General features: G+C 53.9%; 24 protein-coding genes. 16 read left to right on the forward strand and 8 right to left on the reverse strand.

Annotated elements, in window-relative coordinates:
* Positions 1-8 precede the first annotated feature (8 nt).
* Positions 9-1,148, reverse strand: a complete 1,140-nt coding sequence (locus QYC28_RS03635; RefSeq protein ID WP_302679856.1) for a glycosyltransferase family 1 protein — start codon at positions 1,146-1,148, stop codon at positions 9-11.
* A gap of 105 nt (positions 1,149-1,253) precedes the next feature.
* Here QYC28_RS03635 and QYC28_RS03640 point away from each other — a divergent pair, with 105 nt between their 5' ends.
* The 3 genes from QYC28_RS03640 to QYC28_RS03650 all read left to right on the forward strand — a co-directional run bounded on the left by QYC28_RS03640 (position 1,254) and on the right by QYC28_RS03650 (position 3,545).
* Positions 1,254-1,835, forward strand: a complete 582-nt coding sequence (locus tag QYC28_RS03640) for a PAP/fibrillin family protein (protein ID WP_302679857.1) — start codon at positions 1,254-1,256, stop codon at positions 1,833-1,835.
* A gap of 104 nt (positions 1,836-1,939) precedes the next feature.
* Complete coding sequence (locus tag QYC28_RS03645; protein WP_302679858.1) at positions 1,940-2,935, forward strand: hypothetical protein; 996 nt, start codon at positions 1,940-1,942, stop codon at positions 2,933-2,935.
* Between the two features lie 61 nt (positions 2,936-2,996).
* Positions 2,997-3,545 (forward strand): NADPH-dependent FMN reductase, encoded by a 549-nt coding sequence (locus QYC28_RS03650; protein ID WP_149818280.1) that lies wholly within the window; start codon positions 2,997-2,999, stop codon positions 3,543-3,545.
* Here the strand turns inward: QYC28_RS03650 and hemB are convergent.
* The 5 genes from hemB to QYC28_RS03675 all read right to left on the reverse strand — a co-directional run bounded on the left by hemB (position 3,542) and on the right by QYC28_RS03675 (position 7,915).
* Positions 3,542-4,528: a porphobilinogen synthase gene (gene hemB, locus QYC28_RS03655; RefSeq protein WP_149818282.1), complete on the reverse strand. Its 987-nt coding sequence runs from the start codon at positions 4,526-4,528 to the stop codon at positions 3,542-3,544. The two genes, QYC28_RS03650 and hemB, sit on opposite strands and share 4 nt — an antisense overlap.
* 154 nt (positions 4,529-4,682) lie before the next feature.
* Positions 4,683-5,231, reverse strand: a complete 549-nt coding sequence (locus QYC28_RS03660; RefSeq protein ID WP_149818284.1) for an NUDIX hydrolase — start codon at positions 5,229-5,231, stop codon at positions 4,683-4,685.
* A 5-nt stretch (positions 5,232-5,236) separates the two neighbouring features.
* Positions 5,237-6,061, reverse strand: a complete 825-nt coding sequence (gene map, locus QYC28_RS03665; protein ID WP_149818287.1) for a type I methionyl aminopeptidase — start codon at positions 6,059-6,061, stop codon at positions 5,237-5,239.
* Between the two features lie 72 nt (positions 6,062-6,133).
* Entirely contained in the window at positions 6,134-7,576 is a 1,443-nt protein-coding gene (locus tag QYC28_RS03670; protein ID WP_149818290.1) for a deoxyribodipyrimidine photo-lyase, 8-HDF type, read from the reverse strand.
* Positions 7,577-7,597: 21 nt separating this feature from the next.
* On the reverse strand, positions 7,598-7,915 hold the full coding sequence (locus QYC28_RS03675) for a hypothetical protein (RefSeq protein ID WP_286626640.1): 318 nt from the start codon (positions 7,913-7,915) through the stop codon (positions 7,598-7,600).
* Between the two features lie 128 nt (positions 7,916-8,043).
* Between QYC28_RS03675 and QYC28_RS03680 the strand changes: the two genes are divergently transcribed.
* The 12 genes from QYC28_RS03680 (at position 8,044) to QYC28_RS03735 (ending at position 20,335) form a co-directional block, all read left to right on the forward strand.
* On the forward strand, positions 8,044-8,454 hold the full coding sequence (locus QYC28_RS03680; protein WP_226972000.1) for an STAS domain-containing protein: 411 nt from the start codon (positions 8,044-8,046) through the stop codon (positions 8,452-8,454).
* A 54-nt stretch (positions 8,455-8,508) separates the two neighbouring features.
* Positions 8,509-8,964: a Mini-ribonuclease 3 gene (locus QYC28_RS03685; RefSeq protein ID WP_149818294.1), complete on the forward strand. Its 456-nt coding sequence runs from the start codon at positions 8,509-8,511 to the stop codon at positions 8,962-8,964.
* A gap of 15 nt (positions 8,965-8,979) precedes the next feature.
* Positions 8,980-9,450, forward strand: coding sequence for an ATP synthase subunit I (locus QYC28_RS03690; RefSeq protein ID WP_302679859.1), 471 nt, complete (start codon positions 8,980-8,982; stop codon positions 9,448-9,450).
* A 41-nt stretch (positions 9,451-9,491) separates the two neighbouring features.
* The gene (gene atpB / locus QYC28_RS03695) at positions 9,492-10,250 is read left to right on the forward strand and encodes a F0F1 ATP synthase subunit A (protein WP_149818298.1); all 759 of its coding nucleotides are present in this window, start codon (positions 9,492-9,494) and stop codon (positions 10,248-10,250) included.
* Between the two features lie 73 nt (positions 10,251-10,323).
* Positions 10,324-10,572 (forward strand): ATP synthase F0 subunit C, encoded by a 249-nt coding sequence (gene atpE / locus QYC28_RS03700; protein ID WP_009767951.1) that lies wholly within the window; start codon positions 10,324-10,326, stop codon positions 10,570-10,572.
* A 61-nt stretch (positions 10,573-10,633) separates the two neighbouring features.
* Positions 10,634-11,050, forward strand: a complete 417-nt coding sequence (locus QYC28_RS03705; RefSeq protein WP_149818300.1) for a F0F1 ATP synthase subunit B' — start codon at positions 10,634-10,636, stop codon at positions 11,048-11,050.
* An 11-nt stretch (positions 11,051-11,061) separates the two neighbouring features.
* Complete coding sequence (locus QYC28_RS03710) at positions 11,062-11,592, forward strand: F0F1 ATP synthase subunit B (protein ID WP_302679860.1); 531 nt, start codon at positions 11,062-11,064, stop codon at positions 11,590-11,592.
* Complete coding sequence (gene atpH, locus QYC28_RS03715) at positions 11,589-12,146, forward strand: ATP synthase F1 subunit delta (protein ID WP_302679861.1); 558 nt, start codon at positions 11,589-11,591, stop codon at positions 12,144-12,146. Before QYC28_RS03710 ends, atpH begins: the two co-directional genes overlap by 4 nt.
* Positions 12,147-12,186: 40 nt before the next feature.
* Positions 12,187-13,698, forward strand: coding sequence for a F0F1 ATP synthase subunit alpha (atpA, locus tag QYC28_RS03720; protein ID WP_149818305.1), 1,512 nt, complete (start codon positions 12,187-12,189; stop codon positions 13,696-13,698).
* A gap of 175 nt (positions 13,699-13,873) precedes the next feature.
* Positions 13,874-16,405, forward strand: coding sequence for a mannose-1-phosphate guanyltransferase (locus QYC28_RS03725; RefSeq protein ID WP_149818307.1), 2,532 nt, complete (start codon positions 13,874-13,876; stop codon positions 16,403-16,405).
* A gap of 46 nt (positions 16,406-16,451) precedes the next feature.
* Positions 16,452-18,410: a two-component system sensor histidine kinase NblS gene (gene nblS / locus QYC28_RS03730; protein ID WP_149818309.1), complete on the forward strand. Its 1,959-nt coding sequence runs from the start codon at positions 16,452-16,454 to the stop codon at positions 18,408-18,410.
* Positions 18,411-18,610: 200 nt separating this feature from the next.
* Positions 18,611-20,335, forward strand: coding sequence for a ShlB/FhaC/HecB family hemolysin secretion/activation protein (locus tag QYC28_RS03735; RefSeq protein WP_302679862.1), 1,725 nt, complete (start codon positions 18,611-18,613; stop codon positions 20,333-20,335).
* Here the strand turns inward: QYC28_RS03735 and trpA are convergent.
* Positions 20,332-21,126, reverse strand: a complete 795-nt coding sequence (gene trpA / locus QYC28_RS03740) for a tryptophan synthase subunit alpha (protein ID WP_315863218.1) — start codon at positions 21,124-21,126, stop codon at positions 20,332-20,334. The two genes, QYC28_RS03735 and trpA, sit on opposite strands and share 4 nt — an antisense overlap.
* Before the next feature lie 93 nt (positions 21,127-21,219).
* Here trpA and QYC28_RS03745 point away from each other — a divergent pair, with 93 nt between their 5' ends.
* Entirely contained in the window at positions 21,220-22,500 is a 1,281-nt protein-coding gene (locus tag QYC28_RS03745) for an FtsW/RodA/SpoVE family cell cycle protein (protein ID WP_302679864.1), read from the forward strand.
* On the opposite strand, the gene QYC28_RS03750 is transcribed toward QYC28_RS03745, so the two are convergent.
* The gene (locus QYC28_RS03750) at positions 22,497-24,383 is read right to left on the reverse strand and encodes a PhoX family phosphatase (protein ID WP_302679865.1); all 1,887 of its coding nucleotides are present in this window, start codon (positions 24,381-24,383) and stop codon (positions 22,497-22,499) included. The genes QYC28_RS03745 and QYC28_RS03750 overlap by 4 nt on opposite strands.
* Between the last annotated feature and the right edge of the window lie 94 nt (positions 24,384-24,477).

The raw sequence follows: 24,477 nt of genomic DNA on the forward strand, positions 1-24,477 counted from the left end.
TACCGCATTTAGCAAGTTAAAACTGTATCCTGATGTTTGGTTGGCAAAACTGATCGGTAGTACTGCTCTAGTTGCTGGGTGGCCGCCGCCCAACTCCAGCGTTCAGCTTCTTGGCGGGCATTTTGGCGTAGGGTCTCGCGATCGCTCGGAGAGTCAAAGAGGCGCTGACAAGCCGTAATCGCTCCTGTAGAATCCGCTGGGTCAAACAAAAACCCATTCACCCCATCAGTGACAATATCCGGAATCCCACCACTGTTGGCAGCCACGACAGGACAGCCTGCGGCCATCGCTTCTAAAAGAACCAAGCCAAGGGTTTCCGTGCGCGAGGGAAAGACAAAGACATCCGCCGAGGCAAAGGCCGCTGCCAAGCGTTCACCGCGCAGATAGCCCACAAAATGGGTGGGGGTACCGGCAAAGTGTTTTTCAAGTGCCTCCCGATGCGGACCATTGCCCACGAGTGCCAGTCGCGCCTGAGGAATCTGCTCCAGAATGGGCTTAATCTGCTCAATTTCCTTTTCCGCGGAGAGGCGACCAACGTAGAGCAATAGGGGGGCTTCTGGATGCCCTTGGCTGAGAAAGGAGCGCATTTCTTGACTTTGGCGTTGTGGATGGAACAGCTCCACATCTACCCCCCGCTGCCAGAGATCCAGATGGCGAATGCCGTGCGCTTTCAGTTCTGCCACCATGGCCGTTGAGGTACACAAGTTGAGTTGAGCACGGTTATGGGCCAACCGCAGCAGCGACCAGAGCACCTCTTCAAGAAACCCCAAGCCATAGTACTTCAGGTATTGCGGCAAATGGGTGTGGTAGGAAGCGACCAAAGGTAAGTGGAATTTCTGCGCATAGTACAGACCCGCTACCCCCAAGACCGCTGGGTTCGCCACATGGATCAGATCGGGTGCAAAGGCCTCTAGGGCTTGACCAATGGCGGGTCGCGGCAGGGCGAGTTTGAGTTCAGGATACAATGGGAGGGGAAAACCGGAGACACCGTAGATCTGCGCGCCTTCGTAATAATCCAGCCCGCCCTCGGGAGCCACCACCAACACCTGATGGCCATTCCGTTGCAGATGCCGGACGGTTTGACACAAACGGGTCACAATGCCATCAATCTTGGGAAGAAAGGTCTCGGTAAATAGCGCGATCCGCATTTCGCTAACCTGAATGGGAGGGAGGTTTTTCCCATTCTCGAATTAGGGGGGTCTTGACGCAACCCATAGGGGCGAAAAAGTTTCTTGCACAAGGAGGGGTAAACTGTGGCAAAAGCAGAGTTATTGATGGCGATCGCTGGCCTGAATCGAGGCATTCTAGCCACACCGCGCGATCGCAAACAGGTGGCCGCCCTTGCCGCTTCCCTTGAAACCATGAATCCCACCCCCGATCCCCTCAATGCCCTCGAAAAACTTGCTGGGGATTGGCGACTCATCTACACCAGTAGTCAGGCGCTGCTTGCTCTAGATCGCTCCCCAATTGTCAAGCTGGGGCAAATTTATCAGTGCATTCGTCCGCAGCAGCAGCGCATCTACAATATTGCTGAACTCTACGGCTTGCCCTTCCTAGAGGGGATTATCAGTGTCTTGGCGCGGTTTGAACCCTTGACCCAACAGCGGGTACAGGTGTACTTTGAACGCTCCATTGTTGGGTTGCGTCAGTGGCTCAATTACTATTCTCCCTCCCAGTTCATTCCCCAACTCCACAGCCGTCAGCCGCTGATTGCCCTAGATGTCCCCCTCAACAGCAATGATCAACAGGGCTGGCTGGAGATTACCTACCTAGATGAAGACCTGCGAATTGCCCGCGGCAATGAGGGGAGCCTCTTTGTCTTAAGCCGGGTTTAGGGACCATTCCCTGTACCGTTAAACTAGGGAAGAGTGGCACGATTCTCACCCCTGCCGCAATGGAAGCACAGCTGCCCCAGCAACTCAGTTTTCCATGGAATCCGATGCCTTCTGAACCGCTGGCTGAAGGTTCCCTAGCGGCTACTCCTGTTGCAGGGAGTGATAGTAGCCAAGAGCGCATCCGTTATTTAGAGCAGGCCATTGACCAATGCCAAAACTATATCAACGAGCTGAAGCAGCAACTGCGCAATCAGGCCTTTTTGGAAGACTTACTTGCTCGTACGGAAGAAACGGCTCAGATTCAACAACAGGCGATCGTTGCCCTCCAAGAACAATTGCGCTCCCAAGCCACCTGTGCTCACGAGTTGGCCGAAATGAGCCACCATCGCCAATCCTTGGAAACGATTCTTCAGCAATCGCAAACGGAAATTGAGCACCTGCATCAGGAGGTGGATCGGCTCCTCAAGGCTCAAGATGCCCTCGAGGCTAAATTGGTGAATAGCCATCGCCTCCTGCGGCAACGGGAACAGGAATATCAACTCCTTGAATCCCAACTGCGCCAAGTCCAAGAGGAAAAAGCGCTGCTGCAAACTCGCCTTGAACAAGCCCGCTCAGAGTTGAGCGATCGCCAAACCCAACTGGATGATCTCAACCGTCGCCTCACCCAAGCCAACCATTTAATTGAAACCCAAGAACGGATCATCACTGCACTGCAACAGGCGCAAGGATCAGAGGCCAGCAAAAACAGTGTTATTCAGGGACTGAGTAAAACCCTGCTAAAAACCCAAACCAAGTTACAGGAATTGGAACGGGACTATCAGCAGCAGCGCCTGCAATATATGACCACCCAGCACTACAACCAAGAGCTGGAGGCGCGCACTAGTCAACAACAGGAACGCCTACAACACCTAGAAGCCCAAATTGCCGAACTCCAAGAGCAAATTCTCCATCAGGCACAGCAGGCACGGGAGCAGGAAACCGCTGTTCAACACTGGAAGGATCGCTACACCGAGGCCGAGCGATCGCTAGCGCAGTTACAACGCGTCATTGCCCAAATGGCCACGGGTGGTTCCATTTCCCTGAGTGAGGTTCCTTCTTAAAGAGGATGTTTGAACAAACCTAAATTTTGTATAATAAGCCATAGTCATTACGAGTTTGTTTATGGTCAAATTCATTGGTTGGGCAGGGAGTCTGCGGGATGGCTCCTACTCTCAAAGCGCCCTAGATGTTGCCATTGCCAAAGCCGCCGCCCAAGGGGTTACCGTTGAACGTCTGGATTTACGGCAAATGACGCTCCCCTTTTGTACCGGTGCTGAGAGCTACCCCGACTACCCCGATGTCGCCATCTTTCAAACCAAGGTCAAGGAAGCCGATGGTATTTTGCTGGTGACCCCGGAGTACCACGGCAGCGTTAGCGGTGTGCTCAAGAACTCCCTTGATCTCCTCAGCTTTGAACACCTCAGCGGCAAAGTGGTCGCCATGATGAGTGTCCTCGGCGGCCAAACCAACAGCAATGCCCTCAACGATCTACGGGTGATTCTGCGCTGGGTGCATGCTTGGGTGATTCCAGAGCAGGTAGCCATTGGTCAGGCGTGGCAAGCCTTCACACCCGAAGGGCAATTGAGGGATTCCAAGCTGGATGAGCGAGTGGACAAAATGATTGCCAGTTGGATTCAGACCACCCGTCAACTACGAGAAGCAAGCGCCTAATTCAATCCCTCTTGCAGCCACTGCGCCACCTGCTTAGCATGGTAGGTGAGAATGACATCAGCACCTGCCCGCTTAAAGCCAAGGAGAGTTTCCAGCACCACTTTTTTCTCATCAATCCAGCCATTGCGGGCGGCGGCTTTCACCATTGCGTATTCCCCGGAAACGTTGTAGGCGGCCACCGGAACATCGCTCACCTGCTTGAGTTGGGCAATGACATCCATGTAGGCAAGGGCAGGTTTCACCATCACCAGATCGGCGCCCTCCTCAATATCCAAGCTGACCTCCCGCACTGCTTCGCGGACATTGGCGGGATCCATTTGGTAGGTTTTTTTATCACCAAACTTCGGTGCCGAATCTAAAGCATCGCGAAAAGGGCCATAGTAGGCGGAGGCGTATTTCGCAGAGTAGGCGAGAATCCCCACGTGGGTATAGCCTGCGGCATCTAGACCCGCCCGAATGGCACCGACACGGCCATCCATCATATCTGACGGAGCAACAAAATCAGCGCCCGCAGCCGCTTGACTCACTGCCTGTTTGACCAGCACCTCTACGGTTTCGTCATTGAGAATTTCGCCATCTTTGACAATGCCATCGTGGCCTTCGCTGCTGTAGGGATCAAGGGCGACATCGGTAAAGATCAGCAGATCCGGTAAGACGGCCTTAATGGCGCGTACCGATCGCTGGACAAGACCCTCAGGATTGTAGCTTTCAGTACCTGCATTGTCCTTGAGGTGCTCAGGAACGAGGGGAAATAGCGCGATCGCCCCAATTCCCAAGGCATAGACCTCCTTCAGCTCTAAAATCAGGCGATCCAGCGTATAGCGATAGCAGTCGGGCATTGAGGGGACTTCCTGCACCTGATCTTCCCCCTCCATGACAAAGACCGGATAGATCAAATCGCCCGTGGTTAGGGTATGCTCGCGCACCAAGCGACGAATTTGAGCCGTGCGGCGTAAACGGCGAGGCCGATGGGTTAGCTCCATAATTCAACAATCAAAAACTCAGTAATGTCCCAGTTCAAACAGCTGTGAATCAGCACGTACAACCTTTGGATTATTTCCGCATTATCTCACCTTGAGGGATCAAAACTGTGGGCGGTGCAGGATGCTTACAAACGTTTACGAACAACTTCAGTGTTCAAGCGGGTTGCAGATAGGGCAAGGCCAGATAGAAACTGGTGACGGTCTTGGCATCTTTCACTTGACCACTATGAATCGCAGCGGCCAAGTCAGCTAGAGAAAACTCCACAATTTCAATGTGCTCGTCGGTGTCCTGAGGCGGGGGTGTCTCTAGTTTTTCCAGCTCAGTGGCCAAGTAGGCGTAGATCACTTCATCAGAATAGCCGGGGGCAATGTAAAACTCTCCCAGTTTTTGCCAATGGTGGGCGCGGTAGCCCGTTTCCTCTTCAATCTCGCGCTCAATGGTGGCAAAAGGCTTTTCGTGATCCTCAACGGTGCCCGCTGGGAACTCCAGCAGATATTCCTCAGTGGCAAAGCGGTATTGTTTGACAAGGATCAGGTTGCCCTCTGGGGTCACCGGCACAGCTAATGCCCCCCCTGGATGCCGCACAGTTCCCAAGATCGAGACAGACCCATGGGGCAAGCGATATTGATTGACCTCAAATGTAAATTTACGACTGCGGCAAAAGCAGTGGCGTTCGAGGACTTCGGGGGGGATTTTCGTCATAGGGGTTAGACAAGGGTGCGATCGGTGAGAATTTCGTAGCCCGTTTTGGTGACCAAGACCGTGTGCTCAAATTGGGCAGAGAGGGAATTATCAACCGTAACCGCTGTCCAGCGATCGCGCAAAATCCGCACCTGCTTTGACCCCGCATTGACAATGGGTTCGATAGCTAGGGTCATCCCTGCCCGCAGCCGCACATTCTTGAGTTCAGTGGTGCGAAAGTTAAACACCGAGGGTTCTTCGTGGAGATTGCGCCCCACGCCGTGGCCAGTAAAGTCCTCGACCACCACAAAGCCATTGGCTTCGACATAATCTTGAATAGCACCCGCCAAATCCATGAGGTAGTTGCCTTCTTTGACCTGCTCAATGCCGCGGTAGAGGGCTTCTTCGGCAACTTTTACAAGCTTGGCCGCCTCCTCAGAGATCTCCCCCACCGGAATCGTAATGCAAGAGTCGCCATGGAAGCCGTTGTAGTAGGCACCGGTGTCAATCTTAACGATGTCGCCATTGCGAATCACTTTGCGGGGGCTGGGAATGCCATGAACCACTTCATTATTGATGCAGGCGCAAATGGAGGCCGGAAAACCCTGATAGCCTTTGAAGCTTGGTGTTGCCCCCATTTCGCGGATGCGTTTCTCAGCATAGGCATCGAGATCCGCCGTCGTCATGCCCGGCTCAATCATTTGGGAGATTTCCTTGAGCACCGTCGCGACAATCCGCGAGGCCTGCCGCATAATCTCAATTTCTCGCTTAGATTTAATTTCAATGCCACGGCGGGGGCGAGTTTGGACAGGGGTGGTGGGGGGAGTGAGCAGACTGCCAAGGATATTCATGGGCGCGATGCAACCGCAAAAATCGTTCTTTTTCAGGATAACGCTGTTGCGCTGATCAGGGGAATGTCAATTTTATCCTTGAGGGATGGGTGAACGAAAATGCGCTTGATAGAGCTGCTTAAATCGCCGCTGTTGCTGCCCGTGATCCACAATTGGCAAGGGATAACCGCAGCGATGCCGCTCTAGGGGAGAAATATTTCCCGTCACCAAATCTGCCGTGTCTAGGGATTTCAATTCCGGCAGCCAACGGCGAATGTACTCCGCCTCAGGATCAAATTTTTGCGCTTGACTGGCTGGGTTAAAAATCCGCAGCGGCTTTGGATCCATCCCACTAGAGGCACTCCACTGCCAACCGCCATTATTAGCTGCCAAGTCGCCATCAATCAGTTTTTGCATAAAGTACTGCTCACCCCATTGGGGATTGATGATTAAGTCCTTGGTGAGGAAACTGGCCACAATCATGCGGCAGCGGTTGTGCATCCAACCCGTTTCATCGAGTTGGCGCATGGCGGCATCCACAATTGGGTAACCGGTGCGCCCCTCACACCAAGCCGCAAAGTGTTCTGCGTGATTCAGCCAAGGAAAAGTGGCAAATCCTTCACGATGGGGACGCTCCGCCAAGTGGGGAAACCAATAGAGGGCGTGCTGATAAAACTCCCGCCACGCCAATTCCTGCTGCCACGTGCGAATACTCGTTTGTGCCTCTTCACTGCGGGCTGAGGCCATAGCGGCCTGACTGGCTGCCCAGACACGACGAATACCAATGACACCGAACTTGAGGGCAGGGCTTAAGAGGGAGGTTCCAGGTTGCGCTGGATAGTTGCGCTGCTCACCATAGTCTTGAATGTGCTGGTCAATAAAGGTCTCCAGTTGTGCTTGGGCAGCGGCTTCACCGGGAGCAAGGATCAGTTCTCCTGACCAGTGAAATCCCAAGTCCTTGGCAGTGGGCAGCGGTATCGCCCCTAGGGCTGTGGCTGTCGCTTGTTCAGCTTCTGTCAGAGGTTCGAGGCGTTGGGGAGTGGGAGCTGGCTGCGGTTTGGCAAGGCTCGACCAGTTGCGCCAAAAGGGGGAATAGACGGTGTAAGGCTGCCCCTGTTTTGTTTGTACGGCCTCTGGGGGATGTAGGAGTTGATCCCATGTGGTTTCGACGGCAATGCCTTTTTCCTTGAGGGCAGCAGCCACAGCGCGATCGCGATCGCGACCGTAGGGTTCCACATCCTCATGCCAATGCACCGCCACCGCCCCTAAGCCACCGGCCACTTGGGGCAGAATTTGACGCGGGTCACCATGAAAAATTAAAAAGCTCCCCCCAAGTCGCTGATAGGCTTCTTGCAAGGCCTGTAGGCAACCCATGAGGTATGTCACCCGCACCGCCGCAATGTCCGAGGCACTGAGAATCGCCGGGTCAAAGCAAAAAATGCCAACCACTTTGGGAGTTTGGGTGTAGGCAGCCGCCAACCCCACACTGTCACTGAGGCGCAGATCGCGACGATGCCAAAACAGGCGCAGGCTCATCGCCCGTCCATCCTAGGCGCCCTAGAAAATAGCGCCAATACATTCATTGGTTGCGGCTTTAACTTCCGGGGGTTCATTGTCGGCAGTCATTTTCTGAAATTCCTCATAGCTCATTTTTTGTTGGAGGCGGTTTATCAGGCAAGTGCAATAGCGATCGCCGCGATCGCCAAAGCCGGGAGGCGCTTGCGCCGCAAATTTGGTTTGACACTCCTGCATAAAGACCGCGATCGCCTCTGGGGGATAAGTCGCCGCTGGCATTTCTTGGGCGAAAATAGATAAACTCAGCAATCCCAGACCGCTACTGCTGAGAAGGCTCATCACGAGTTTGGAGAATTTCATTGGGGCGGTACCTGATCCGATTCTGGCAAAGAGCTTCCTGCGGTTGCTGCACTTCCAAACTTTTGTTGAGTTAGCGATCAAGTCATAGACAAGGATGCCACGTTTATCTATACTTGTTTTCTATCGTTTTGTGTGTCCAGTTATCGGCAAAGGAGGCTCTCATTTCTGAACCACTTGCCCTCACCCAAAGCCTAAGGGGTACCCGTGAGATTCGCGATAACTATCAAGTGTTTCGCCTGACGGGTCTCATTGATGCGTTCTCCGAGTCGGCCTTTCGCAAGGTCATTAGTAAGTGTTTTGACGATGGGCCTGCCAACGTCATCTTAGACCTTTCAAAAATTGAGTTTATTGACAGCTCTGGCCTCGGCATTTTGGTACAACTCGCCAAAAAAGCCCAAGAGCATCAGGGTCAACTGCAAATTGTCACCAATCCCCGCATCACCCAAACGGTCAAACTCGTGCGTTTAGAAAACTTTTTGCCCCTTCAGCCGGATCTGGCGACGGCGATCGCCCAAATTACTGGCGAAACCCATTCCTAAACATTCTGTTCCTGTGGCAGTAAAACCAAGGGGGGTCTCTTTAGCTGAAACGTCATGCTGGACTCTGCTGGATTATTGCCCCTTGTCCCCCCCAAAATTCCCGCCCATCAACTGCCACCGGCGGCTTTGGCCTACTTTGGCGACGCCGTTTATGAACTCTTTATCCGCTGGCTTTTTCTAACCCCGCCCCAACGCATCAATACCTACCACCGCCAAGTGGTGGCGCATGTGCGTGCTGAAAGTCAAGCCCGTTATATGGACTTCCTTTGGCAGCATTGCACCGAAACCGAACGCTCGATTTTTCGTCAGGGTCGCAATGCGGCTGCCGATGGCCCGAAGCGAGTTGCCGCAAAAATTTACCGCCAAGCTACTGGCTTTGAAGCCCTACTGGGATACCTCTACCTCACCAATCCTCAACGTCTACAGGAGATTTTTCAACTGCTTGAGCGGCACATTCGCAATGAAATGAACAGCAATATCGACGAAGCAGAATCCCGTAATGAAATGTAACCACTGCGTGATAGGATGCTTAGTGGCCAGTTCAAGGCATCCTCGGATGCTCCCTATTCTGCTGTGACTGTTCCCGATTCTGCTTCAGCACCCTCTGCGCCATCAACCATTGCCAATTCCCCAAAGAAGGGCGGCTCGATGGCCGAGTTTTATCAACTCTGTCGCGAATTATTCACGACAAGCCTCGTGCTGATGGCGATCGCCTTTGGAGCGGTTTGGCTGATTTACGGCCTGAACACAGCGTTGAACTACGTTTTGGGGGCAAGTGCGAGCCTAATTTATCTGCGGCTCCTCGCCCGCAGTGTGGAGCGCCTAGGAAACGACCAGAAAAAGCTGGGGAAAACGCAGCTCCTTGTCGTCGTGGTTGTGATTATTTTGGCAGCCCGTTGGCAAGAGCTACATATTATTCCAGTGTTCTTGGGGTTCTTAACCTACAAAGCCGCCATTCTGGTCTATATGTTTCGTACGGTTTTGCCGTCCCCTTAACGCTGGCTCACTGTAGTGCTTAGACAACCGAGCGCGGAGGCATGATGCCTTTGATACACCTTTGGACAGCTCTTCCCCTTGCCAAGTTGGAGGTGGGGCACCATTTCTACTGGCATATTGGCAACCTAAAAGTTCACGGTCAAGTCTTCATCACCACTTGGTTTGTGATGGCCATTCTGATTGCGGCGGCCTTTGCAGCCTCGCGGAATATCCAACGGGTGCCCAGTGGTATTCAAAACTTGATGGAATACGCGCTGGAATTCATCCGCGATTTGACCAAGAGCCAAATGGGTGAGCACGAGTACCGAGCTTGGGTTCCCTTTGTGGGGACACTGTTCCTGTTCATTTTTGTTTGTAACTGGTCAGGCGCACTGGTACCGTGGAAACTCATCGAACTACCAGAAGGGGAGCTAGCAGCACCCACCAATGACATCAATACCACCGTGGCCTTGGCTTTACTGGTCTCCTTGGCCTATTTCTACGCCGGGCTACGCAAGCGGGGGCTGAAGTATTTCACCAAGTACATCGAGCCAACGCCCGTCTTACTTCCCATTGCCATCTTGGAAGATTTTACAAAACCGCTTTCCCTGAGCTTCCGTCTTTTTGGCAACATCTTGGCGGATGAATTGGTGGTGGGGGTCTTGGTGTTGCTGGTGCCCTTGTTTGTGCCCTTGCCCGTGATGGCCTTGGGACTCTTTACCAGTGCCATTCAAGCCCTTGTGTTTGCCACCCTTGCAGCCACCTACATTGGGGAGGCCATGGAGGGGCATGGCGGCGAGCACGAAGAGGCTCACTCCTAAAAGGGGTACATACCCTGCTATTGTTATCTCTGGAAATTTTGTTTCGTCCTACTACGTCTCGAGGAAATCAACTATGGATCCGTTAGTCGCTTCTGCTTCTGTTTTGGCTGCTGCTCTGGCAATTGGTTTGGCATCGCTTGGGCCTGGGATTGGTCAAGGGAATGCCTCTGGTCAAGCCGTGGAAGGGATTGCGCGGCAACCGGAAGCGGAAGGTAAAATTCGGGGTACCTTGCTGCTGACACTCGCATTCATGGAGTCCCTGACCATCTACGGTCTGGTAATTGCGCTGGTGCTCCTGTTTGCCAACCCCTTTGCATCCTAATGAACCCCAGTGGGGGAGGCTTGGATGAGCTTTCCCCCGATCCCCCATTCTGGAGAGGCTGATGTTTGATTTTGATGCCACCCTACCCCTGATGGCTGTGCAATTCTTAATCTTGACCGTCATTTTGAATGCGCTGCTGTACAAGCCCTTGGGTCAGGCGCTGGACAATCGGGATGAATATATCCGAACCAACTTGCAGCAGGCCAAGGAGCGGTTGCAACAGGCCACTGAACTGGCTCAGCAGTATGAGCAGGAATTGGCCAGTACCCGTCGCCAAGCCCAAACCTTGATTGAAGAGGCCAGAGCCGAGGCACAAAAAATTGCCACCGCCGAAATTGCTGAAGCACAGCAGGCCGTGCAGGCAGAGTTACTCAAGATTCAAGCAGAAATTGATCAGCAAAAGCAGGCGACACTGCAAGCGCTTGAGGGTCAAGTTGCCAGCTTGAGTGAACAGTTATTAGCGAAGTTACTGGCCTAGGAGTGTGGGTCATGGACGCAGTATTTTTATTGGCAACGGAAGAAGCGGGGCATTTTGGCATTAACACCAATTTGCTCGAAACCAATGTGATCAACCTTGCCATCATTATTGGGGTATTGGTGTATTTTGGGCGGGGCGTACTTGGCAAAACCTTGGGCGATCGCCAGCAACAAATTGCCACAGCCATTGCGGAAGCCGAAGAACGCCAGAAAGTGGCCGCTGCCCGCCTCGCCGAAGAGCAGCAAAAACTGGCTCAGGCCAAGCAGGAGGCACAACGCATTCGCGAAGACGCCCTTGCCCGTGCCAAGGCTGCCAAGGAAGAACTCATTGCCCAAGCCAAGCGAGAAATTGATCGCTTGAAGGAAACCGCTTCCCAAGATACCAGTGCCGCCACTGAGCGGGCGATCGCCGAAATTCGTGAGCGGATTGCTGCTATGGCACTTGCCGAGGCCGAAAACCAACTCAAAGCGCGTTTGAGCCAAAATCCAGACCTTCAACGCACCCTTGTTGATCGCAGTATTGCCCTACTAGGAGGCAAATGATGCAGACCACTGTCCGTGGTGAACTTGTTGAACCCTATGCCGAGGCGCTGCTGTCGTTGGCGCAAACCCACAACCTCATTGATCAGTTTCAGCAGGACACGCAGTTAATTCTGGAACTCCTTGCCAGCTCCAGTGAACTGCAACAGTTTCTTGCCAATCCCCTGATCAAGCCTGAGGCCAAAAAGAATGTGCTGCGGCAGTTGACAGTGGATAAGGTGCACGGCTACTTCCTCAACTTCTTAATGTTGCTCGTGGATCGGCGGCGAATTAACTTTCTTGGCCCTATTTGTGAGCAGTATCGTGCCCTTGTGCGCAAACTCCGCAATGTGGTCTTGGCGGAAGTCACCAGTGCTGTCGAACTCAATGACGATCAACGCCGTGCCGTGGTCGAAAAGGTCAAAGCCATGACCGGTGCTGCCGATGTGGAGCTTGTCACTGCCTGCGATCCCGAACTGATTGGTGGCGTGGTGATTAAAGTTGGCTCCCAAGTCTTTGATGCTAGTCTGCGGGGTCAACTCCGCCGCCTCAGTCTCACCTTGGCGCAAGCCGCTTAACGTCCCTTTGTAAACTGTTCAACCCTTGAGAGCGACTTCTATGGTAAGTATCCGACCCGACGAAATCAGTAGCATTATTCGCCAGCAAATCGAGCAGTACGAACAGTCGATCAAAGTCGATAATGTCGGTACTGTATTGCAGGTGGGCGATGGCATTGCCCGTGTCTATGGCCTCGACAAAGTGATGGCCTCAGAATTGGTGGAATTTGAAGACGGCACCGTGGGGATTGCCCTTAACCTCGAAGAGGATAACGTAGGGGTGGTGCTGATGGGCGATGGCCTCGGTATCGAAGAAGGCAGTACGGTGCGGGCCACCGGTAGAATTGCTTCCGTGCCTGTGGGTGAAGCGGTCATTGGTCGGGTCGTGGATGCGCTGATGCGCCCCATTGACGGCAAAGGGGAGATCCACACGACGGCAACCCGCCTGATTGAATCCCCTGCCCCCGGTATTGTCCAGCGCAAATCTGTGTGTGAGCCGTTGCAAACGGGGATCACCGCCATTGACGCCATGATTCCCATTGGTCGTGGCCAGCGGGAACTGATCATTGGCGATCGCCAGACGGGGAAAACGGCCGTTGCCATTGACACGATTCTGAACCAAAAAGGCCAAGATGTGATTTGCGTCTATGTGGCCATTGGTCAAAAAGCGTCCAGTGTGGCTCAAGTGGTGAACGTGCTGCGGGAGCGGGGTGCACTCGATTACACGATTGTGATTGCCGCTAACGCCAGTGATCCAGCCGCTTTGCAGTATCTGGCTCCCTACACCGGTGCCACGATTGCTGAGTACTTCATGTACCAAGGCAAGCACACCCTCGTCATCTATGACGACCTCTCCAAACAAGCGCAAGCCTATCGGCAAATGTCGCTGCTGCTGCGCCGTCCCCCCGGTCGTGAAGCCTATCCAGGGGATGTGTTCTATCTCCACTCCCGCCTGCTGGAGCGTGCCGCCAAACTCAACGATGCCCTCGGCGGTGGCAGCATGACGGCGCTTCCTGTGGTTGAAACCCAAGCCGGTGACGTGTCTGCCTACATTCCCACCAACGTCATTTCCATTACCGACGGTCAAATCTTCCTCTCCTCTGACCTCTTCAACGCTGGCTTGCGTCCTGCCATCAACGCGGGGATTTCCGTGTCGCGGGTGGGTTCCGCTGCTCAAATCAAAGCCATGAAGCAAGTGGCTGGCAAACTGAAGCTGGAATTGGCGCAATTTGATGAACTGCAAGCCTTTGCCCAGTTTGCCTCTGACTTGGATAAAGCCACCCAAAACCAACTGGCGCGGGGTCAACGGCTGCGGGAAATTCTCAAGCAGCCCCAGTACTCACCCATTCCGGTGGAATACCAAGTGGCAACCATTTACGCCGGTACCAATGGCTACCTTGACGACATCCCCGTTGAGGCAGTGGCCAAGTTTGTTGCCGGTCTGCGGGACTACCTACACACAAGCAAGCCCGAATACGGCGAAATCATCCGCACCACCCAAAAACTGGATGAAAAAGCTGAAGCCTTGCTGAAAGAGGCAATCGCCGAGTACAAAGCCGGCTTTACTGCCTAGGCGCGATCGCGCTATATCATGCTCTGAACCTGCCCTCTACCCAGGGTAGGTTTTTTTATGCCTAGGCTACTCTCAAGTGTCAAAAATCATTGCAGTTTCCTTGAGCCATCCCCCTGAGCCTGCCGTCCTCTCCTACACTGGGATCCTAGGGCGAGGTTTGACAAAGGAGAAAACAGTGCGTGTCGTCCTCATGGCCGGGGGAAGTGGTACTCGGTTGCGTCCCCTCACCTGTGATCTACCCAAGCCAATGGTGCCGGTGGTCAATCGTCCCATTGCCGAGCATATTCTCAATCTCCTACGCCGCCATAGCCTTGATGATGTGGTCATGACATTGCACTATCTCCCCGATGTCGTGCGCGACTATTTTGGCGATGGGAATGAGTTTGGGGTGCACCTGAGCTATGTCGTTGAGGAAGAGCAGCCCCTTGGCACAGCAGGTTCAGTCAAAAACATTGCCAATTTGCTAACGGATCCCTTTTTGGTGGTCAGTGGCGATAGTATTACCGATGTCGATTTAACCGATGCCCTACGTTTTCACCAGCAGCACGGTGCTCCCGTAACCCTGATCCTTGCCCGTGTACCTCAACCGAAGGAGTTTGGCATTGTCTTTACTGATAGCGATGGCCGCGTGCGGCGATTTCTCGAGAAGCCCTCAGCGGGGGAAGTCTTTACGGATACGGTGAATACGGGCATCTACATCCTCAGTCCTGCTGTCATGGACTATCTCAATAGCGGCATCGAGCGGGATTTTTCGCGGGATTTGTTCCCATTGCTGTTGCAGGCGGATGTGCCGATGTATGGTTATATCACCGATGCCTACTGGTGCGATGTCGGCAGTCTGCAAACCTATCAACAGGTGCAACAGGATGCCCTCTATGGCCGCGTGCACTTGGAAATTCAGGGGCACGAAGTTCAGCCGCAAATTTGGGTAGGGCACAACACCACATTGCCGCAAACAGTTCAGCTACAGGCGCCGCTCGTCTTGGGCAATAATTGCCGCTTTGGTGCGGGGGTCACCCTTGGGGCGGGGACGATCTTGGGAGATAACGTGATTGTTGGCAATGGCAGCCGGTTGTGCTCAGTGGTGGCTTGGAGTGGCTGTTTTATTGGGGATGACAGTGAATTAGAGCATTGCATTTTGGCGCGCCATGTCCATGTCGATCGCCATGTAACCCTACACGAAGGGGTAATTATTGGCAGTCGCTGTGTGGTCGGGGAGGAAGCTAGCCTCAGTCAGGGGGTGCGCCTGTGGCCGGGCAAACGTATTGAAGCGGGTGCAATTGTCAATGAAAGTCTGATCTGGGGCACAACGGGACAGCGCTATCTCTTTGGTCAGCGGGGGGTAGCCGGTGTGGCCAATGTGGACATTACACCGGAGTTTGCGGTGCGGTTGGCAGCGGCCTATGCATCCACCCTTGAACTGGGAACTAGTGTCTTGGTATCGCGGGATCAGCGCAATGTATCGCGGATGGTAGCCCATGCCCTGATGTCGGGTTTGATGTCAGTGGGGATTCATGTGCTCAATTTGGAGGCGATCGCCCTGCCTATTGCCCGTTTTGCTGCCCAAACCCTTTCAGTCAGCGGCGGAATTCATGTGCGTGCCCATCCCGATCGCGCCGATCAACTCTTGATTGAGTTTTTTGACCATAAGGGCATCAACCTGAGCAAAGCCAAAGAGCGGCAAATTGAAACCGCCTACTTCCGCGAAGATATTCGCCGCGCCCTACTGACGGATGTCGGTGTCATGACCCATCCCAACAACTGCGTGGCCGCCTATGCCCAGGGCTTTGAAAAGTGGCTGAATACCCAACTGTTTTATGGTAGCCCCGCCAAAATTGTCATTGACTATGCCTATGCCGTTTCTGGGGTTGTCTTGCCCCAGCTCCTCAGTAAGTTTGGCTGTGATGCCGTTGTTCTCAATGCCACCCTGCACCCAACCCTCCTCAATATTCTCGAACGACAGCGACTCCTGCGGGAACTAGGACAGGTGGTGACAGCGCTGTCTGCCAGTTTGGGGGTACAAGTCTCCGCCAATGGTGAACGGTTGACCTTGGTGGACAATGCCGGTCAGGTGTTCAGTGATCAAGAACTCACGGCGTTGATGACCTACTTGACCCTCTTGACCCATCCGGGGGGCAGCGTTGTGGTGCCGGTCACAACCTCTAGCGCCGTGGAGGCGATCGCCCGCCAACAGGGCGGACAAGTCATTCGCAGTCGCACCAACCCCACTGATCTCATGGAAGCCTGCCAACACCACAGCGGTGTAGTTCTCGGCGGTTCTGCAGAAACCGGTTTTATCTTCCCGCAACTGCATCCGGGGTTTGATGCCATGTTTACGATCGCCACGCTGATCGAACTACTGGCACTGATTGGCAAACCCCTCACCGTCATGCGCCAAGAACTACCCCGCGTTCACTACTACCACCGCCCGATTCGCTGTCCTTGGATTGCCAAAGGGTCATTGATGCGGCACTTGGTGGAAACCCATCCCCGCAATCACTTGAGTCTCATTGATGGCGTCAAAATTGGTGAACCCAACACGGATCATTGGGTGCTGATTCTCCCCGATGCCAGTGAGCCACTGGTACACCTCTATGTAAACAGTCCAGATGCTACGTGGAGTGAGCAGATGCTGCACCGCTACAGCCGCCGCATTGAAGAGTTTGCTCGTTTGGAACCCCTCTCAGATGCCACAATAAAGATGTAACCAAAATCCCGTAGAATCAGGGAAAATTTTTCGTACATTAGGCGCAATGGTGCTTTTGAAAACGGAGAAAACCGAAGGGGACTTTACTGATAAATTGCGAGGAATTGCCCGTTGGTGGTCAGAATTCAAGATTCAAACCCGCCTCATGGCCACAGCAACCCTCGTGGTCTCGATCATCATGAGTGGTTTCACCTTTTGGGCGGTGAATACCATTCAAACCAATGCCCACCTCAATGACACCCGCTATGGCCGCGATTTGGGGTTGCTCTTAGCTGCCGATGTGGCTCCCCTAGTGGCCAAGGGGGATACCGCCGCTGTTGCCGAATTTTCTCGTAAGTTCTACGAGCGCAGTGCCAGTATTCGCTACATCCTCTATGCCGATCCCGATGGGGAAATTTACTATGGCCTGCCCTACTCTGCCCCCCAAGTGGAAAGTGCGCTGACCCTGCGCCGCCGTATTCAACTGCCGGACACCTACCGTGCCAGCCAAGAACCCCTTGTGCGCCAACACCAAACCCCCGACGGCCTTGTGGCCGATGTCTTTGTGCCGTTGATATTTAATGGTGAAAATCTAGGAGTTGTGGCTTTGGGCATTAATCCCAACCAAACGCTTATTGCCTCTGCCAATCTCACGCGGGATCTCACGATCGCCGTCTTTGTCTCCCTCTGGATCATGGTGATCTTGGGGGGCGTCTTCAATGCCCTCACCATTACTCAACCCATTAAAGAATTGGTGCAGGGGGTCAAAAACATTGCCGCCGGAAATTTTAAGCAACGCATTAACCTGCCCTTTGGCGGTGAACTGGGGGAACTGATCACCAGCTTTAACGACATGGCTGAGCGCCTTGCTTCCTACGAAGCCCAAAACATTGAAGAACTCCAAGCCGAGAAAGCGAAACTGGATACCTTGGTGTCCACCATTGCTGATGGGGCGATTCTCTTAGATACCGACATGCGGATTATTCTTGTCAACCCCACGGCTCAGCGCCTCTTCAATTGGGAAGGGATGAACGTCATTGGCCAAAATGCTCTGAACTGTTTTCCAGCACCGGTATGTGAAAAACTCACCTGCCCCCTCTACAAAGCCTCCAAGGGCGAGTCGGAAGGAGGAGAATTTCGGGTAACGCTGCAAGAGCCTAGCTCGCGATCGGTACGCATTTTGCTGACAACGGTGATGGATGTGCAACGGGAAAAACCCAAGGGCATTGCGATTACGATTCAGGACATTACCCGTGAGGTGGAACTCAACGAAGCCAAAGCGCAATTGATTAGCAATGTTTCCCACGAATTACGCACACCCCTATTCAATATCAAATCGATCATCGAAACCATTCAAGAGTACGGCAGCAGCCTCAGTGAAAAAGAGCAACAGGAATTCCTCGAAACTGCTAACCACGAGACCGATCGCCTGACTCGTCTTGTGAATGATTTCCTCGATATTTCTCGCCTCGAATCGGGTCGCCCCTATCAATTTGGCTCGGTACAGATGGCGCAGGTGATTGATCAGATCATGCGCACCTACCAACTCAATGCTGCCAATAAGTCCATTACCCTCACTGCCGAAGTGGAAAACCCCCTGCCACCGGTTTGGGGCAACTACGATCTGCTCATTGGTGCCCTCACTAACTTGGTGGGGAATGCTTTGAAGTTTACCCCCGAAAATGGACGGGTAACCATTCGTGCCTATGTCTGGCATCCCCCCAGCGATCCAGAGCAGGAACGGGTGCGCATTGAAGTCGCCGACACGGGTATGGGCATTGCCCCAGAGGATCAACCCCGCGTCTTTGAACGCTTTTTCCGCGTTGAGAATCGCGTGCATACCCTAGAGGGGACAGGGCTGGGGTTGGCCATTGTCCAAGATATTATCCACAAGCACAATACACAAATTCATTTAATTAGTGAATTGGGGGTCGGCAGTACCTTTTGGTTTGATTTGGCCATTGATGAATCCGCCCTCGTTAATAACCCTGATGGCACTGCTGAAAGGGCACTTCCCCCCGCTTGAACAAGTTGATAGAGGAAGGGGGCGATCGCCCCCCGTTGCCAACAACCACAAATAATCGGCTAAAATCTGAAGGCACGAATTCACCACTCCTCACGCCGATGGTTCCTTGGGCTTGACCCACAGGAAGAAAAAAACAGGTCTTTGTATTGATTTTGCGGCTCTATACTAAAACCGAATAATTAAACATTGGGGTTGAGGACGTGAAAACAAACTTATTTGCACCCGTTGCCCTTCTCTCTGTTCTCGGCAGTACGGGAGCGGTGTTACCTGCTTTAGCGATTCCAGTTCTCACCCCCACCCAACAGGATATTCAGCCCCCCCTACCGGAACCACCCCCTCTACCCTCCCCTTCGCCACCCGCTCTTGAACCGCCCCCTTCACCCCCTAGCCCAGCCCCCGAGTCAGAAAACGTTTTAATACCTGTACAAAAAATTGTTGTTGAAGGGAGTACTATCTTTGGGCCTGCGGAATTTGATCCGATTATTAAGCCCCTGGAAGGGCGTCAGGTGACGCTTGCGGAGCTACAAGGCGCTGCCGATGCGATTACAAAACTCTATCTTGAGGGGGGCTATTTGACCTCTCGCGCCGTTTTAGGCGAGCAGGTGGCACGGGATGGGGTAATCACGATTCAAGTGCTTGAAGGCCGCCTAGAGGACATTCGTATTGAAGGGAATAAAGGAATTATCCAACGCTATATTCGCAGTCGTATTGCCCTCGGTGCCGGCGTGCCCCTCAACTCCAATCGTCTGGAAGAGCAGTTGCGCCTGCTGCGAACGGATCCTCTCTTTGCCAATCTTTCTGCCAGTCTGCGACCCGGCACGACGCCCCAAGACAGTATTTTGGTGGTACGGGTGGTGCCCGCCCGCTGGTTTAATGCCGCCTTTGGTTTGGATAACAATACACCACCGGCGATCGCCCCCAGCCGTGCTACTGTCTTTTTGGGATACAACAACCTCAGTGGCCGCGGCGATAGTGTCTATGGCTCCTACGCCATTAGCAACAACCTTAGCACCTTTGACTGGGGAGCGTCCAACACCGTAGAGTTTGGCTACAGTCTGCCCCTCAATGCCATGAATGGCACACTCACCATTCGCACCGTACAAGCAGACAGCGAAATTACCCGCCCCCCCGCCCTTGCTGGCTTGAATATTCGCAGTGAGTCTTCTATTTACGAAGCCAGTTTTCGCCAACCGGTGATTCGCAATCTCCGTGAGGAACTGGCCTTTGGCATTGGCTTCCTGATGCAGTCGGCACAGACTTTTGTTTTGGGAGTGCCAACCCCCATTTCCATTGGTTCTGATCCATCGGGCTATAGTGCCACCCGAGTGCTGGAAGTGAGCCAAGAATATATCCGCCGTGATCCCCAAGGGGCATGGGTCTTTCGTTCGCAGTTCAACTTTGGCCTGCCGATCTTTGGCGCCACCGAAAACCCCAGTCCAACCCCTGATGGTACTTTCTTTAGCTGGCTGGGACAGGGACAGCGGCTGCAACGCCTCTGGGCAGATAACTTCTTGATTTTGCGTACGGATGTGCAACTGAGTCCCAATAGCCTCCTCCCCTTTCACCAATTTGTCATTGGTGGCCCCCTGTCGGTGCGGGGTTACTCAACCAATGCCCTCTCTGGGGATAATGGCCTGCGGTTCTCTGGGGAAGCCCGTTTTCCCATACTGCGCACTGCCAATCGTCGCCCGATTATTTCCATTGGACCGCTGTTTGATCTAGGGGTGGTCTGGAACAATAGCCGTAATCCTGCGGGTGCAGTGCCCGATAATGTGATTGCCGGCTTAGGTATGGGACTCTTGGTGCAACCAACGCCCAACTTAGACATTCAGTTCCAGTACGCGGCACCATTGATTGATCTGCCCGGTCAAACCCGCAGTTTGCAGTCCGATGGCATTTACTTTACGTTGACGGTGCGTCCCTAGGGCGTATCGAGGGCTGCGCGGAGTGACTGACAAAACTCGGCGACAGCGGCAACTCCCTGCTCTGGTTCTGCCAGACGTTTGACAAAGGCACTGCCGACAATGGCAGCATCGGCGCCCCAATCGCGCACTTGGCGGGCATGCTCCGGACTGGCAATGCCAAACCCGACACCGATGGGCTTGGGAGTGATCTGGCGTAGGGTGTGCAACAGTTCCTGAACCCGAGTGGCCATTTCTTGGCGCATGCCAGTGACACCCGTGGTGCTGACAAGGTAGATAAAACCTTGGGAGGCGGTGGCGATCGCCTGCATCCGTTCGGGCGATGTGGTGGGCGCAATCAGTAGTGTCAATTCCAAGCCTAGATGCGCTGTTTCTGCAAGAACGGGTTCTGCTTCCTCAAGGGGCAAATCCGGAATCACTAAGCCCTTGATCCCGGCTTGGGCAACGGCTTTCAGAAATGAAGAGACCCCTCGATGGTAGATGGGATTGTAGTAGGTAAATAAAATGAGTGGTGCCCTCAGTTGGCGGTGTAAGTCCGTTGTCATTTCTAAGACTGCCTCGAGGCGAGTTCCCCGTTGCAGGGCGCGGGTAGCGGCTGCCTGAATCACGGGACCATCGGCCAAGGGATCGGAATAGGGCATTCCCAGTTCAATCAAATCTGCACCATGGGCATCTAAGGCCTTGAGGGCAGCAACCGTCGTTTCTAAATCAGGGTCACCGGCAGTCAAAAAGGGAATCAGGGCACAGCGTTGGCGGGCACGACATTGCTCAAAGCGTTCAGAAATTGTAGGCACAGTCACAGGCAGTCGCTCTAAAAGATGCATAATAATTGTGCCAGATTAGATACTGTTCCTATAGTGGCCGATGCCAGTGAGGGTCATCTAAGCGTGAGTTGGTGGCGTTTTCTCCCCTTTGGCGATCGCCTGCGGCGCAGCGAAGCGGTTGGCGACCTGCGGCAGTGGACCCTAGAAGCACGATTGCTCCACTGGTTGACCCTAGTGTGGATTGGTCTGGGGTTGGTCGTCCTCTTTTCCGCTAGTTTTCCCGTCGGTTTGGCCGAAACAGGGGATGGGCTGTACTACTTTACGCGCCAGTTGCTGTGGCTTGCCCTTGGCTGGGCAGGGTTTCAATTGTTTCTACGGCTACCCCTGCGGCGATCGCTCCAGATGGCCATTCCAGGTTTCTTTTTGTTTCTGCTGCTGATCTGGGCAACACGCCTACCGGGGGTCGGGACAACGGTGATGGGCGCCACCCGCTGGATTAGTCTTGGCCCTTTTCAACTCCAGCCCTCGGAAATGATGAAGCCTTTTTTAGTCCTGCAAGCCGCTTGGGTGTTTAGTTCGTGGCGGCGGCTGCACCTGAAGGCGCGTTGTTTTTGGTTAACGGCCTTTGCCCTGACGCTGCTGGGAATTTTAATCCAACCCAACCTCAGCACCACCGCCCTCTGTGGCATGACATTGTGGCTGATTGCCCTTGGGGCAGGTTTACCCTTGGCGCCCCTACTGTTAACAGCCATGAGTGGCTTGGGCTTGGCAGTCCTCAGCATCAGCATTAACGAGTATCAACGGCGGCGGGTGATGTCCTTCCTCAACCCTTGGGCGGATGCGATGGGGGATGGCTACCAACTGGTGCAGAGTCTCTTGGCGGTTGCTTCGGGGGGCGTTTTGGGCACGGGCTATGGCTTTTCACAGCAAAAGCTCTCCTATTTGCCCATCCAGCACACGGATTTTATTTTTGCGGTCTATGCCGAGGAAATGGGGCTATTGGGGTGCCTCTTGCTCCTAGGACTGCTGGCGGCCTACGGTTGGCTGGGAATGCGGGTGGTGAATCAGGCGCGGGATCCCCTGATCCAGCTCATTGCCTTGGGGGCAACGGTGATCATGCTCCTACAGGCCCTGATTAATATAGGTGTCGCCATTGGTATCCTACCGACAACAGGATTACCCTTTCCCCTCTTTAGCTATGGCGGTAGCTCAATTATGGCCAGTATGGCGATCGCTGGCCTGTTGATTCGCTGTGCCCGTGAAGGACAGCAGGCAGAGGTGATTGCCTTCCCCGCTGCCACAAACACTCGCGCCAAAACGTCTAGAACCCACCGCCGCCGGGCTGCCCCAGTCGTACCCCTGCGTCCTGAAGGGATCAATCGCTATTCTTCCCGCAAGCCCTAGGCTGACACTTCCCGGCCATCTGAGCGCCATACAGCAATGACGGCAGGCCGAGGCACGACCACCTCTTCTCCATAGGGCCAGCGTGTTGGCAGATCAGCTGTGGATTTTGCCCCTTCCCCCGGATGCTGAATAGCACAGAAGAAGGTTTGATAGTCACTGCTAAATTCAGGGCCACAAATTTCACAGCCGGGCACGCCAGAGAGGAACATCTTCAGTTCGCGGCGCTGCGGATTGAGGACATAAACGCCATCATTTTTGCCCAAGCGGGTTGATCCGCCATTGCCATCGGTGGCAATCCAGACATTGCCGGCGCGATCAAAGGTCAAGTTATCGGGGGCTGAGATTGGCGTTACCTCTGCGTTGGTGGGTTCACCATACAGCACTAACTGGCGGTTTTTCTCTGGGGCGGAGGGATCTCCACAAAGCAAAGGTAAACGCCACTGAAACTGCAAGGCGGTTGGGTTATTGCCCTGCTCAATCATTTCAATCACATGCCCCATCACATTTTCAGGACGCGGGTTGGCGCCATCCGTGGCCTTAGCCTTCCGTTTCTCGTTGTAGGTCAGCGCCAGCCAAACACTTTTGGTGACCGGATTCCACTCGAAGTCCTCGGGTCGATCCATTTTTGTTGCCCCTAGGGCATCAGCGGCGGCGCGGGTGTAAATAAAACACAGGGCAGGATCCTGTTGGAAGGCTGTGGGCAGATTAGGGTTGGGGGTAATTGTACTGCCCTCAACGCGGGCGATCGCTCGCCATTCACCCGTCAGATCGTCATTAAAGCGAGCAACGTACAGTTCCCCTTCATCCAACAGGTTCAAGTTGGCGGCGCGATCGTTGGCTTGGTACTTGCCCTTGGTAATGAATTTGTAGGCATACTCAAAGCGTTCATCATCCCCCATATACACCACAACTCGACCATCGGGGGCAATCACCGTTGTCGCCGCCTCATGGCGAAACCGTCCTAGGGCTGTGCGTTTAATGGGGGCGCGATCCGGAGAAAGAGGATCCACTTCCACAACCCAGCCAAAGCGAAAGGCCTCTTGGGGTTCCTTCGCGATGTTGAAGCGATCTTCATAGAGATAAAAGCCATAGCGATCGGCCCGCTCATTGGGAATGTCATAGCGCTTATGCAGCTCCTTCACCATGCCCGTGAGGTTGCTATCACTGCCGCCAAAATAGCTATGGAAGTTTTCCTCGCAGGTGAGTACCGTGCCCCAAGGGGTTTTGCCCGCTGCGCAGTTATTGAGGGTGCCATTCACCCGTGTCCCCGTGGGATCCGCAGCCGTTTTCAAAAGGGCGTGGCCTTTAGCAGGGCCAGAAATCTCACAGGGCGTTGAACCTGTGATTCGGCGGTTGTAGGGCGAGGCTTTCACATATTGCCAGCCACCATTGGCGTTTTTGGCAATCTCGACAATGGAGAGTCCATGGGCCTCCCGCTGGAGTGCGGCTTGCCATTGATTCGGGCGATCGCCCACGGTTTGAAACATGAGTTCGGGATTGGTGTATTCATGATTTACGACCAGCAAATGCTTGCCATCGGGTGTGGTCTGATAGCCAACAAAATCACAGTTGTAGCCAAAGCACTGCTGCTGCCGTTGGACATCGGCTGCGGTGACTGTCTGGTGAATGCGATTCCAATTCAAGTTTTCACCACCATCGAGGGCATCGCCCCAGCGAATCACGACGCCATGCTCAAAGCCCTCAGGCAGCGTAATTTTATCGTCGGTGTTGGGGTAAATCGTTGGAAAGCCTAAAGCCGGTGCAGTGGCACACCCCTTGGTCAGGGTTGCAAGGGTTAAACCCGCCGCGCCAAAAAGAGCAGTTTTTAGTACGGTGCGTCGGCTTAGGACACGGGGTAACAGATCACCAAAATATTCAGCCATGAAGCGTATCTCGTTCCAAATTCATCCACTGTGGGCAGCCAGTTCCTAAACTTTAGGGAAGTTGGGTTAGGGTTTGCCTAAGAAATGGGGGAAA

The organism is Thermosynechococcus sp. HY596 (genome assembly GCF_030518715.1).
GTDB lineage: Bacteria > Cyanobacteriota > Cyanobacteriia > Thermosynechococcales > Thermosynechococcaceae > Thermosynechococcus.